Below are 12,734 nucleotides of genomic sequence, written 5' to 3'. Positions count from 1 at the left end.
CATTCAGACTGCGTTCATGAAAAACAGGGTAACGTCGTCGGTATGCAGGCCCCACAGGCTCAGGCCCCGATATTCTCGCCCCACTACCTGCCGGGCTTGGCACCCAGTGCTCCTTCAAACCCCGCTCCCATCTGGTTCAGCGCCCATTCCGGCCCTGGCCGGAGGCACTGAAAACCTCATAAAAGCCTTATTTATCCCTTGGCACCAACGAGGAATGGTGACTGACAATTAACCACTGCTTGCCATCCCATTGGTAGGTATAGGTGTAGCGCGCTTTGACGTCCTCGCCGCTATTTCCCATATGGAAGGTATAGGAGCCCGAATCCACGGCCATGTTGCAGCCCAAGGTAATTTGCCTTTCGGTGACCTTACCCTGCGGTCGAGTGGCCAAGAAATGCTCAAAATAGTCTTCTTTCTCTGCGCGGCTGATACGGTTCACCCCAGACAAAGTTGGCAGCAAAATCGAACGCTCTGCGTAATTCTCAAGCACTTCCTCGGGCTGGCCGGTTTGCAGCGACGTGTTCCAGCGCTCAAACAAGGCGGCAACACTGGCCTCGTCAATCGGCGCGCAACGTTCACTGGTCTGGACAGCCGCATGCCGCTCCTGACGGGGTTGAGTCGTACAGGCCGTCAGTGCCACAACCCCTAGTAAGACTATGATTTTTTTACTCATTTACTTGTCCCCCCTGTCGTTTTTGTGAGTTTGATAGTAGCACTGCCCCCTGATAGGCAGCGTTTAAATTCACTCGGATCTGGCTCGCCGAAACTCAAGGAGGTCAAGGCCTGTCATGGTCAGGCCGATCCCCGTGGCCGGCATCACATCAGCCTGCCGGGTACGTTTCAGCGTCTCCTTTCCTTTGTGTAAGCACACCCGGAACAATGTTAAATATTGTTTTATAAGCCACTCCTTAGCCACCTCATCATTAAAATTCCGTCTCTTTGCATAAACAGAAGGGGAAGTTGATGATGTCTCGTATCGGAACATTGGCCGCAATGCTGGCCCTCGCTGGTCTGACAGCGGGCTGCCAAACCATGGACATGGGCGGCATGGTAGGCGCTGGCAGCAAGGCCGTGCAGGCATTCAGTCTGTCCGATCAGGAAGTGATCGCCTTGTCTGATCAATCTTGCCAACAAATGGACGCTGAACATAAAGTGGCCAGTGCCAACAGCAAGTACAACCAGCGCCTGCAACGTGTCGTCAAGCCGCTGACGAAACCGTTAAATGGCCAAACCCCGAGCTTCAAGGTCTACCAGACCCAGGAAGTCAACGCATGGGCCATGGCCAATGGCTGCATCCGCGTCTACGCGGGTCTGATGGACCAAATGAATGACGATGAACTGCGCGGCGTCATCGGCCACGAAATGGGCCACGTGGAACTGGGCCACAGCAAGAAAGCCATGCAAACAGCCTACAGCCTGTCCGCGGCTCGTGATGCGGCCGCCGCCACAGGCAACACCTTGGTGACTCAATTGAACGCCAGCCAGCTGGGCGAGCTGTCTGAAGCTTTTCTGAACGCACAGTTTTCCCAATCGCAAGAGTCCGATGCAGACGACTACTCGTTTGAACTGCTCAGCGAGCGCCAGCTCAAGACCCAAGGGCTGGTGACGGCATTTGAAAAACTGGCTGCCCTGGACGGCGGACAAAGCACCGTCATGAGCTCTCACCCTGGCTCCAAGGAGCGTGCCCAACGTATGCAGCAGCGTATTGACGCAGCCCAATAAGCCGCTTTAAGGTGATCTGACATCTCGCCCTGACCCGTCCGCTTTTGCGGGCGGGTTTTTTGATACCGGGCTCCGTTACGTTTGGTCGCTGCCATTGCTCTAAAGCCACCGCTGCTTTCAGGTATGCTTGTGCCATTGTTCGATCTTGGCAGTAACGCCCTTGAAAAAGACTTCCTTTTCGAAAAACACCTGCCCTTGCGGCAACCCCAAACCCTACGAAACCTGCTGTGGTCCCTGGCACCAAGGCCCTCTCTATTTGCAAGCCCCGGATGCCGCTGCTTTGATGCGCTCGCGTTACAGCGCTTTCGTACGCGACGACCTGGACTACCTGCTGGCCACTTGGCATAGTTCCACCCGCCCGCACTCGCTTGAGCCCAATGCGGAGGGTTTGCAATGGCTGGGGCTGGAAGTGCGCCGTCATGAGCGCATTTCCGACACGCACGCTCTTGTGGAGTTTGTCGCCCGCAATCGGCTGCACGGACGGGCTAACCGTCTGCACGAGGTCAGCCGCTTTGTGCTGGAGCAGGGGCAATGGTTTTACGTGGACGGTGAGTTCTCATGAACCCGTCCCGCAAGCCGGGCCACCCACAGCAGGTACACGGGTCCAGCCTGCCCCTGTCGTTGCTCTTGCACGCCGACCCCAGCCCGCGTCTGATCGAGACATATCGACACACACCCCATGCCTGGCGTATCGACGATCAGGAGCACACGGCTGCGGCCGCCATTGTGCAGCCCCAGAATGCTCAGAGCTGGGAGTTGATGAATATCGCGGTAGCGCCGTCGCATCAGGGCCGGGGTCTGGGTGCGCAACTGTTATCGACTGTCATTGATTATGTGCGTGCTCAGGGTGCCCATACGCTCACTGTTGCCACTGGGACCATCGGGTATCCGCTGTTTTTCTATCAGCGCGCCGGCTTTCGGGTCGTGGCGGTAGAACCTGATTACTTCCTACGCTATTACGACGAGGCTCTTTTTGAGGACGGTTTGCAGCACAAGGACCGTCTGATCCTGAGCCTTGCCTTGAAATAAAGAACGGCCTGTCGCTGTCACCTCTCCCTGATTGATATGCTGAGCACTTTAAGTAATTTTGCAGAGCAAGCCACGGCACTGATCAGCGCCAACCCCCAATGGGTTGCCCCCGCCGTATTTGCCCTGTGTCTGATCGAATCCCTGCCCTTTTTGGCTTTGGTCATACCAGGCACCGCCATTCTTCTGTCCGTCGGCGCCTTGGTCGGTGCCGGTGAAATGAGCTTGCTGCCGGTTTGGTTATCCGTCACCTTGGGGGCTGGTGTGGGCAACGCCATCTCCTTTTACCTGGGCCAGCGTTACGGCGGCAACCTGTTCCATTTTGAATGGGCGCGCAAGCGTTTACATCTGTATGCCAAGGCGCAAGCGTTTTTTGCCCGCTGGGGATGGTTTAGTATTGTGGCTTGCCGCTTTATCGGCCCCTTGCGCTCGACCGTGCCCCTGATTGCCGGCACCTGCTCCATGTCGCCCCTCAGCTTTCATATTTCTTCCTGGGCCTCGGCCGCGCTGTGGGCCAGTGTGCTGCTTTTGCCCGGCTGGCTCAGTTTTCAACCCTGATTTCCAATGACTCCCGCCAGCCTCGCCTACTTGCATTTGTGCTTCGCGATTATTTTCGAGATCATCGCGACCAGCTTGTTGCAGCGCTCTGAGCAATTCACCCGTCTGATGCCCAGCGCCTTTACCATTCTGTTTTACGCCGCTGCCTTTTATTTTCTGTCCCTAAGCCTGCGGGTAATGCCCGTGGGCGTGGCCTACGCCATCTGGAGCGGCGTCGGTATTGTGCTGATTTCCTTGATTGGCTGGGTGTTCTTTAAGCAGAAACTGGATTTGGCCGCTATGATTGGCATCGCCTTTATTGTGGTGGGCGTCTTGATTGTGAACCTGTTCTCTAAAACCGTCGGCCACTGATTTTACTGAAACACAATGATTGCCTTGATTCAACGAGTACGGCGGGCCCAGGTCGATATTGACGGCCAGACTGTCGCAAAAATCGGTGCCGGCATGGCGGTTCTGGTCTGTGCAGAGCACGGGGACACCAGTGAGCAGGCCGCGCGTTTGCTGGACAAACTACTGGCTCTACGCATCTTTTCAGATGAGCAGGGCAAGATGAACCTGAATCTGCTGCAAGCCGGGGGGCAACTGCTGCTGGTGAGCCAGTTCACCTTGGCCGCCGATACACGCAAAGGCAACCGCCCCGGTTTTAGCCGCGCCGCGCCACCGGCCATCAGCCAGCCGCTGTTCGATGAACTGGTGGCGATGGCCCGCGTGCGCGTGCCCGATACACAGTGCGGTGTGTTTGGCGCCGACATGCAGTTGAGCCTGATCAATGATGGCCCGGTCACCATTCCCTTGCATATCGTCCCCGAGACCCGCCCAAGCTGACATTTGCCTTAAAGAAACTCCCTCCCTATAATTGCGCAGGGTGTTTTGCTGGCATGGTGCAGCAGGGCAGGTTAAATGCTTACGCAGGGTCGGGCCGCCTTGTGGAGAATTGCCGACCATGTCTCACCCCTCTTCCGGCGCGCCTTTACCGCGCGCCCATGTCCTGACCCGCCAACTACAGGCCCAGCTTCAGCGTCTTTTGCACATTGAAGCCCTAGGCGGCGTCATCTTGCTGATGGCCGCCGCTGTCGCCCTGATCTGGGCCAACTCCCCGTTTGCTGACAGTTACTCGGCCTTGTGGCATACCCAAATCACCCTGGAGCTGGGTAGCTGGCGTTTTTCGCAAGATCTGCATTTTTGGGTCAACGATATCTTGATGACCCTGTTCTTTCTAGTGGTCGGGATGGAGATCCGTCGTGAGATCCATGACGGGGCCTTGTCCGACTGGCGCTCGGCCATGCTGCCAATCTGCGCCGCCCTATCTGCCATCACCCTGCCCGCACTCATTTATGCGGCAATGAACCCCGAGCCGCAGGTTCTGATGGGCTGGGCTATTCCGACCGCCACCGATATTGCCTTTGCAGTAGGCGTATTGGCTCTGCTGGGTCGCTCCCTGCCCCCCAGCCTGCGCGTCTTTTTGCTGGCTCTGGCCATCATTGATGATCTGGTCGCCATTCTGATCATCGCCTTCTTCTACTCGGGTGGGCTGGACTACAGCGCTTTCCTGATCGCCGCCGTGGGGATTGCGGCAGTGCTGGGCTTACAGAAAATGGGAATAGGTTCGGCCTGGGCCTATGTGCTTCCTGGCGCCATTCTCTGGTTTGGGCTCTTGAAAACGGGTGCTCACCCCACGTTGGCCGGCGTTGTTCTAGGCATGATGAGCCCGGTGCGCACGCTGCCACTGCCGCGCAAGGCTCGCCATCTGAATCTGGAGCTGGCGACCAAGCTGGAGAGCCAGCATGACACACAGGAAATCATGCATACGCTGCAAAAAATGCAACTTGCTCAACGTGAGATCCTGCCCCCTGTGCAGCGTATTCCCGCGCTGCTGCATCCGTGGGTGGCCTTTATCATCATGCCGGTTTTCGCCCTGGCCAATGCCGGTGTCAGCCTGAACGGTTTAGACCTGAATGCAGCCGGTGCACATAGTGCTCTGTTTGGTGTGGCGATTGCCTTGATTGTGGGCAAGCCGCTGGGCGTCTTGCTGGGAACCTGGCTGCCTGTACGCTTGGGGCTATGCACTCTGCCAGCCGGCATGAGCTGGGCCGGCGTCACCCTGATTGGTTTGCTGGCCGGTATTGGCTTTACCATGTCGATCTTTGTTGCCAACCTCGCGTTTGCAGAGCCCGTTTTGCTGGATGCGGCCAAGCTGGGCGTGCTGTGCGGCTCCTTAGCCTCAGCTGTGCTGGGTCTGCTGTGGGGACTGATGGTACGTCGCCGTTATCAACGCTCAGCCGCTGAGCCGGTATACAGTCAGGCGTAAAACACACAGGCCCACGCAAGCGTGGGCCTGTCTGCCGCTTGATCAGGCAGCTTAATCAATCGTGAGAATTCGCTCATTCAAAATACGACGACAATCCATTTCGTATTCCAGATCCTTGACCGGAGGTCGTGCCAAGTGCCAGCCCAGACCATGATTGATCGCGCCACGCTGGGCCAGCTCACTGGCCATGAAAGGATGCAGATTATGCACGGTGTAAGTATGAGTGGCCGTCGTATCGGCCCACTCATGACCCAGCACTTCCAGGCGACGCTCCATTTCATCGAGCACCCACTGGGCCTTTTTTAACAGGCCTTCGAGCGAGACGTCCTGATACGCCACAATGCTCTCTATGTAATCGTCCGGGGTTTCGGGAACCTCGCAACTGCCGGCGATCACAAAGGTGGCCTCTTCAATATCGGTTTCCACCGTGTAGCTGAAGGCATAAAAGCTGGGCTCGGCCGGAGCCCCCACCAAAGGCGACACATTGCTGCGTGCAACCGGATTATGTTTGCCTTTGAGCAAACCCCACTCTTTCAGGGTTTCCAGGTACAACTCATTGAATTTATTGAAGTCACTGTCGCTGACAGGCTCAGGCGAACGCAATTCACACGCGCACAAAGCCGTCAAAGGACGTTCTTCGGCTTCCAGCACGGCCTGAATCAAATCAAAACCCTCTTTCAGAGGGACGGGCGCGGAGAACACGACCCGACAGATCTCATAGCCGGGCTGAGCGGCGACCCCGCCCGAAAAGCGATTCACGCCAGTCGGAATGAAGCGGTAGTTGCCTTTATCAAAATTAATTGCGGTGCTCATGGTGGTTCCTGGTCTTGTAGCGGACAAAATCGCCGTGTCCTGAACTTATCCTTTGAGTACAGGGGGCGAGAGCGGGCACTATAGCATCGCCGGCACCATAAAAAAGCCCGCGAACCGGGTCGGCGGGCTTTTTTACATTCAAGATACGCGTTTACCGAACGATAGTGATTGTCTTGACATCCACTTCATTGGTGCCAACGATGGCCTTGTCCATCTCGCCAACGATCTCGACGGTTGTGTTAGCATCCACCGGCTCTTGGGGGAAAATCTTGTCATCGATCTCGACCTGAATTTCGCCGGTTTCATCGGCAAAAAGATACGTTTCATCGGACAGTTTGCGCAGCAATTTGCCCCGCAAGGCGACCGGATCATCGTCCTTGGCGTTGTTCACAAGCTGTTCAACTTTAGTGAATGTTTTCTGGCTGGAGGGACCCACATATTGCGCTTGAGCCATTGGAATAACGGCTCCGCCCATCAATACCGTGATTGTCAGGGCTGTCAGTTTGGCCTTCATGTCCATAAGATGCTCCACTGGTTAACACTATTCGTATCCTAGCACCATTCTGGCCCAGGACAATCAATCCTGGCAGATCGTTACAAGAACCCCGCGCCCAACAGTCACCACGCCAAGCCACGACATTCCGTACTTGCACGTCCACTGGAGTATTGCATGCCCAAGCATCCATCTATTGACCTACTTGGCCCCCCCACTCCGATTGCCGATATTGTCCTGGCCTTGAACCAGCTCGAGCGCGGCCCCGCCCTGCTCGCTGCCCAGGAGCTGGACAATGAGCGACTGCAGGCTTTGCTGGAACGACCCGAACTGCGCTGGGCCAGCGCCATTGCGATGGAGCTGCGTCGGCCAGAACGCCTGCCTGTTCTGGAAACACTGGCTGAAGACCGCATGGCCGACCTGCTGCAAGACCTGGACCCGCAGGATCAGGAGCAGATTCTGAGCCGTTTGAGCCAGCCCACCCGTACCTCCGTCATGCGGCTGATGCACTACCCCGCCGATACGGCCGGCGGCATCATGACCACGGAGTTTCTGCAGGTTCCCATGAGCTGGAACGTCGCCCAGACCCTACAGTACATCCGGGAGGTGGAAAGCACGCGCGAGACGGTCTATGCCATTTACGTCGTCAATGACAAGCAGCAGCTGCAATTTGTGGTGCCTTTGCGCAAGCTGGTGTGTGCTGCGCCCCAAGCGGCCCTGACCGATCTGTGGAGCGGTGACAGCCCCATCACGGTGCAGGCACTCACTGACAAGGAGGCTGTGGCCCAGCTTATTCGGCGACACGACTTTCTGGCTATTCCGGTGGTCGACGAGGCCCAGGTCATCATCGGCATTGTGACGGTAGATGATGTCATTGACGCCTTGATGGACGAAGCCGATGAGGACATGAACCGGTTTGGCGGCGCCGAGCATATAGGCAAACCCTATTTGCAGGCCGGCTTCAGCACCATGATCCGCAAGCGGGGGGGCTGGCTGGCCATTTTATTCCTGGGCGAAATGCTCACCGCCAGCGCCATGCAGTATTACGAAATACAGTTGGAAAAGGCTGTGGTGCTGGCCATGTTCATTCCCCTGATCATGAGTTCAGGAGGAAACTCCGGCTCGCAGGCCACGTCCTTGCTGATTCGGGGCCTGGCGCTCGGTGAGGTGCGGGTACGAGACTGGTGGCGTGTGCTATTGCGCGAGCTGCCGGTCGGTCTGGTGCTGGGCACCCTGCTCGGGGCCATCGGCTTTGTGCGTATTGAAGTCTGGCAACATCTGGGCTTGTACGATTACGGCGAACACTCCTTGCTGATTGCCTTTACGATCTGGCTGGCTCTGGTGGGCATTGTGACCTTTGGCTCCTGCATTGGCTCCATGCTGCCCTTTATCTTGCAACGCGTCGGTTTTGACCCGGCCAGCGCCTCGGCTCCCCTGGTTGCCACCTTGGTGGATGTGCTCGGGCTGGTCATATACTTTTCAGTAGCGGCGCTGCTGCTGACCGGAACCTTGCTTTAAACATGAATATTTTTCGTCAATCCATGTAAAAAGCTGCACAGTAAGAGACAAACTCGGTAACCTATCCGGGTTTCATCGTTACATTCCCTCTTGCTATGCAGAGGGAGCCTGACACATTTCGTCTAACTTGGCCCCGTGGGCCGCTTCGGACATCAGCACCTATGCGGATACTCGACCAGTTCTTCATCAGTGCGGACCCCATGGCTCCCTTGTTGGTTGGCAGCTATAACAGTGGCCTGGTCATCCTGTCCCTGCTGGTTGCCATCTTTTCGTCGGGCATGGCTCTGCATACCGCGCATATTGCCCGCATGGCCGATTTGCGTCTGCATCGCCAGATCGCCATTTGCACAGGCGCCATTGCCCTGGGCGGTGGCATCTGGACCATGCACTTTATCGGCATGCTGGCCTTCGAGCTCTGTACCAGCGTGCATTATGATCCGGCCATCACCATGTTGTCGGTGCTGCCCAGCGTAGGCGCGTCCTGGGTGGCCCTGCAGATTCTCTCGCAAGCCCGCGTCCAGCGCTCGCACCTGATTATCGGCGGGGTTCTGGTGGGGCTGGGCATCGGCACCATGCATTACAGCGGCATGGCCGCCATGCGCATGGCTCCCCTGCTGCGCTATGAACCCGTCACGTTCTTCCTGTCGATAGGCGTCGCAGTCATTCTGGCCACCCTGGCTTTGTGGATACGCTTTCGCCTGCACCGTACGCGCCTGACCTTGCTGCAGCGCGTGGTCATCAGTGGCATCGTCTTGGGGCTGGCCATCTCTGGCATGCACTACACCGGCATGGCGGCGGCCCGTTTTATCGGTCAGACTACCCCGCCCGATGACCTGATCATCTTCAACAGCACCTTTGCCTCCATGGTGCTGTCCACGTTCACCATTACCGTAACGGTGCTGGTGGCCGCCGCCAATGGCTTGCTGCGCTACCGTCAACTGTTCCTGAAAATGGAAGAGAGTGAATCGCATAACCGCGCGATTGTAGATACGGCCATTGACGGCATCATCACGATCAGCAGCAACGGCACCATTCTGGATTTCAACCATTCGGCAGAGCGTCTGTTTGGCTGGAAAGCGGGTGAAGTATTGGGGCGCAACGTCAATATGCTCATGCCCGAACCTGACCGCTCTCGCCATGACAGCTATTTGTCCAATTATCTGCGCAGCAATGACCCTAAAGTGATCGGCGTAGGCCGCGATGTCACCGGCTTGCGCAAGGATGGCAGCCTGATGCCCATGCGGCTGGCGGTGGGTCGGGTGCGTCAGCCGGGGGACCCCATTTTTGTCGGCTTTGTGACCGATATGAGCCGCTACAACGCCTTGACGGAATCCTTGCGTCAAAGCGCGGAGAAAGCCGAGCAGGCAGCCCAGGCCAAGAGCTCTTTCCTGGCCAATATGAGCCACGAAATAAGGACTCCGCTCAATGCGATTATTGGGTTTAGCGACTTGATGCTCAACGACGCGCTCACTGCCCAACAGAGCAAACACCTGAACATTATCAATCAGTCAGCGCGCTCCTTGCTGGCCTTGCTCAACGATATTCTGGACACCACCAAACTGGAGCGGGGCTCGGTCGAACTGGAACAGGTGGACTTTTCTCTGATCGACCTGTGCCAGCAGGTCGTCGCTTCTTTACGCTTGGCGGCCGATGCCAAGAACCTGGAGTTCCTTCTGAGCTGTGCGCCCGAGCTGCACCCTTTTTACAAGGGCGACCCGATGCGCATCCAGCAGGTACTCAACAATCTGATCGGCAATGCCATCAAATTTACTCAAAGTGGTGCAGTGCGGGTCGAGGTCAACCCCGAACCCGGACGCAATGCAGTCTCCATCCGTGTCACCGACACCGGCATCGGCATGAGTCCTGAGCAGTTGCGTCATGTATTTACCCCTTTCACTCAGGCCGACGTTTCCATCAGCCGTCGCTTTGGCGGCACGGGCCTGGGCGTGTCCATCGCCCGCCAGTTGGTGGACCTGATGGGCGGCACGCTGGAGGTTCAAAGCACCCTGGGTGTGGGCAGCGTCTTTGAAGTCCGCATCCCCCTGGAGCCGGGCAACGAACCCTGCCTGAGCCCGGAAAACCAAGCCGTGCCCCACCTGCCCCCCCTGCGAATTCTGGTAGCCGATGACATCAACCTTAATCAGGAACTGCTGACCCTGACGCTTGAACAGCACGGCCATTCGGTCACCGCCACCGACAGCGGCCACAAGGTGCTGGAGCTGCTGGACAAAGAAGACTTTGACGTCGTTTTACTAGACGTTCACATGCCTGAACTGGACGGACTGGAGACCGCCCGTCGATGGCGCGAACAGGAGCGTCGTGAAGCACGCCTGCCTTTACCGCTGATTGCGCTGACAGCCAGCGTCATGGAGTCCGATCGCCACGCTGCACAGGAAGCCGGCATCAACGGCTTTGCCACCAAACCGCTGGACCTGCCTGCCTTGATGCAGGAAATTGCGCGGGTCATGGGCCTGGCCACAACCAGCTCACCAGACGACAGCGTCGAGCCCCAGAAAAGCGGCCTGATCGACTGGGACCTGGGTCTGAGCCTGTGGGGCTCGCCAGTGCGTTTGCGCCGTGCGCTGCTGAGTTTCTTGTCGGATCTGCATACCCGCTACCCACTCGATGAGATCAAACAGGCTTCACCAAACTGGGAAGTTGTCTTGGGCAGTCTGCATGGTATTCGCGGCACGGCAGGCAATCTGGGCCTGCCACAGGTTTCCTTACTGAGCGCCGAGCTGGAAGAAAAAATCCGTCGTGGCCAGACGCGCCAGATGCGCGGACGCATCGAGCAGTTGCAAGACATGTTCAACCGCATTGCCCAGGAGCTCAGCCACCATGGTCCACCGGCCCCCTATACAGATTCACAAGCAGGCGTGGTACACAGCCCCGACGTGGTGTTGAATTACCTGCACATTCTGCATAGCAGCGTGCAACTCAATGAGCTCGATGAGCCTGCCTTGCAGGCGATCTGTCAGTACCTGGAAAGTACCGGACAAAGCGAGACGCTGAATAATCTGAATAAAACCATTGATTTGTTTGACTTTGTGCAGGCAAGCAGCATCTTGACTGCGCTAATCACGGAATTGAGTGCCAGCCTGGCCAAGGATCCGCCACGCCATGAATGAATTTAGCTCGCCACGCCAGACACTGTTGCTCATTGATGACGAGCCGGCCAATCTGCAGATTCTGCGCCACACCCTGCAGCAGGACTTCCGCCTGCTCTTTGCCAAAGAAGGCGCCAAGGCGCTGGAACTGGCTCAACGCGATGTGCCCGACCTGATTTTGCTCGATATCATGATGCCGCAGCTCTCGGGCTACGACGTGTGTCGGACCTTGAAAGCCGACCCCAGAACCCGCCATATACCCATTATCTTTGTCACGGCACTCTCGCAACCCCACGATGAGCAAATGGGCCTGGACCTGGGCGCAGTGGACTATATCTCCAAGCCCTTTAACCCGGCCATTCTCAAAGCACGCATACGCAATCACCTGTCCCTGGTACAGATGCAGGAGCTACGCGACAGCCGTCTGCAAATCATTCGTTGTCTGGGTACGGCCGCCGAGTACAAAGACAACGAAGTTGGCCGGCATGTGATCCGCATGAGCCATTACACCCGCATTCTGGCCCACTGGCTGGGGTATTCCAACGAAGCGGCCGACGAGATGCTGCATGCTGCGCCCATGCACGATATAGGCAAAATCGGCATCCCTGATTCCATTTTGCAAAAACCGGGCAAACTGACCCCCGAAGAATGGGACATCATGCGCACGCATACCCTGATTGGCGCGCGCATTATCGGCCAGCATTCACATGGTCTGCTCAAGCTGGCTCGCACTATTGCCCTGTATCATCACGAAAAATGGGATGGCAGCGGCTACCCCTACGGCTTGAAAGGCGAGAACATTCCCCTGCCTGCCCGCATCGTGGCTGTTGCAGATGTATTTGATGCACTGGCCAGCGAGCGGCCCTATAAAAAAGCCTGGAGTGTGGAGACATGCGTCAGCTATCTGCGTGAGCAGTCCGGTCAGCACTTTGATCCTCAACTGATTGCGCTGCTGGATAAGTGCCTGCCCGAAATGCTGCACATCAAAGAAAAATGGGCGGATGAACCGCAGCACACCACACCCTAGAACACCCAGCCCTCACTAACACGACCCTGACACCCTGGGCACCAGGCCACCGACCTTCTCTGACGTGAAATCCAACGTGCGTGCCCGGACAGGTAACGACGAGCAAAAGCGCGCCGACTAGGTCTGTACCGGATATCAGCGATAGCCTGCACGCCGACAGCC

At 57.2% G+C, this 12,734-nt stretch carries 13 protein-coding genes; 10 read left to right on the top strand and 3 right to left on the bottom strand.

Going from position 1 to position 12,734, the window contains the following annotated elements; genetic code table 11:
• Positions 1-187: 187 nt before the first annotated feature.
• Positions 188-673 (bottom strand): SgcJ/EcaC family oxidoreductase, encoded by a 486-nt coding sequence (locus RSQ48_RS06470; RefSeq protein WP_415302256.1) that lies wholly within the window; start codon positions 671-673, stop codon positions 188-190.
• 290 nt (positions 674-963) lie between these two features.
• Here RSQ48_RS06470 and RSQ48_RS06465 point away from each other — a divergent pair, with 290 nt between their 5' ends.
• The 7 genes from RSQ48_RS06465 (at position 964) to nhaA (ending at position 5,614) form a co-directional block, all read left to right on the top strand.
• The gene (locus RSQ48_RS06465; RefSeq protein ID WP_131071488.1) at positions 964-1,722 is read left to right on the top strand and encodes a M48 family metallopeptidase; all 759 of its coding nucleotides are present in this window, start codon (positions 964-966) and stop codon (positions 1,720-1,722) included.
• 160 nt (positions 1,723-1,882) lie between these two features.
• Positions 1,883-2,284, top strand: a complete 402-nt coding sequence (locus RSQ48_RS06460) for a YchJ family protein (RefSeq protein WP_003801617.1) — start codon at positions 1,883-1,885, stop codon at positions 2,282-2,284.
• On the top strand, positions 2,281-2,751 hold the full coding sequence (locus RSQ48_RS06455) for a GNAT family N-acetyltransferase (protein ID WP_059317847.1): 471 nt from the start codon (positions 2,281-2,283) through the stop codon (positions 2,749-2,751). The genes RSQ48_RS06460 and RSQ48_RS06455 overlap by 4 nt, the downstream gene beginning before the upstream one ends.
• A gap of 36 nt (positions 2,752-2,787) precedes the next feature.
• Complete coding sequence (locus RSQ48_RS06450; protein ID WP_131071486.1) at positions 2,788-3,306, top strand: DedA family protein; 519 nt, start codon at positions 2,788-2,790, stop codon at positions 3,304-3,306.
• A gap of 6 nt (positions 3,307-3,312) precedes the next feature.
• The gene (locus RSQ48_RS06445) at positions 3,313-3,657 is read left to right on the top strand and encodes a DMT family transporter (protein WP_131071485.1); all 345 of its coding nucleotides are present in this window, start codon (positions 3,313-3,315) and stop codon (positions 3,655-3,657) included.
• Between the two features lie 15 nt (positions 3,658-3,672).
• Positions 3,673-4,131, top strand: a complete 459-nt coding sequence (dtd, locus tag RSQ48_RS06440; RefSeq protein ID WP_003801625.1) for a D-aminoacyl-tRNA deacylase — start codon at positions 3,673-3,675, stop codon at positions 4,129-4,131.
• Between the two features lie 118 nt (positions 4,132-4,249).
• On the top strand, positions 4,250-5,614 hold the full coding sequence (gene nhaA, locus RSQ48_RS06435; RefSeq protein WP_059317850.1) for a Na+/H+ antiporter NhaA: 1,365 nt from the start codon (positions 4,250-4,252) through the stop codon (positions 5,612-5,614).
• A gap of 51 nt (positions 5,615-5,665) precedes the next feature.
• On the opposite strand, the gene RSQ48_RS06430 is transcribed toward nhaA, so the two are convergent.
• Positions 5,666-6,427 (bottom strand): hypothetical protein, encoded by a 762-nt coding sequence (locus RSQ48_RS06430; RefSeq protein ID WP_415302255.1) that lies wholly within the window; start codon positions 6,425-6,427, stop codon positions 5,666-5,668.
• Positions 6,428-6,578: 151 nt separating this feature from the next.
• The gene (locus RSQ48_RS06425) at positions 6,579-6,947 is read right to left on the bottom strand and encodes a NirD/YgiW/YdeI family stress tolerance protein (protein ID WP_003801631.1); all 369 of its coding nucleotides are present in this window, start codon (positions 6,945-6,947) and stop codon (positions 6,579-6,581) included.
• A 150-nt stretch (positions 6,948-7,097) separates the two neighbouring features.
• Between RSQ48_RS06425 and mgtE the strand changes: the two genes are divergently transcribed.
• From mgtE to RSQ48_RS06410, 3 genes are all read left to right on the top strand, one after another.
• The gene (mgtE, locus tag RSQ48_RS06420) at positions 7,098-8,438 is read left to right on the top strand and encodes a magnesium transporter (RefSeq protein WP_059317851.1); all 1,341 of its coding nucleotides are present in this window, start codon (positions 7,098-7,100) and stop codon (positions 8,436-8,438) included.
• Between the two features lie 161 nt (positions 8,439-8,599).
• Positions 8,600-11,566, top strand: coding sequence for an MHYT domain-containing protein (locus RSQ48_RS06415; protein WP_415302254.1), 2,967 nt, complete (start codon positions 8,600-8,602; stop codon positions 11,564-11,566).
• Positions 11,559-12,572: an HD-GYP domain-containing protein gene (locus RSQ48_RS06410; RefSeq protein ID WP_003801637.1), complete on the top strand. Its 1,014-nt coding sequence runs from the start codon at positions 11,559-11,561 to the stop codon at positions 12,570-12,572. Before RSQ48_RS06415 ends, RSQ48_RS06410 begins: the two co-directional genes overlap by 8 nt.
• Positions 12,573-12,734: the final 162 nt, after the last annotated feature.

Source organism: Alcaligenes sp. SJTW-7 (assembly GCF_047716895.1).
In the GTDB taxonomy this organism is placed as follows: Bacteria; Pseudomonadota; Gammaproteobacteria; order Burkholderiales; family Burkholderiaceae_B; genus Alcaligenes; species Alcaligenes ammonioxydans.
Note: the sequence above shows the minus strand (reverse complement) of the source record. Positions and strands in the feature narration are given on the sequence as shown.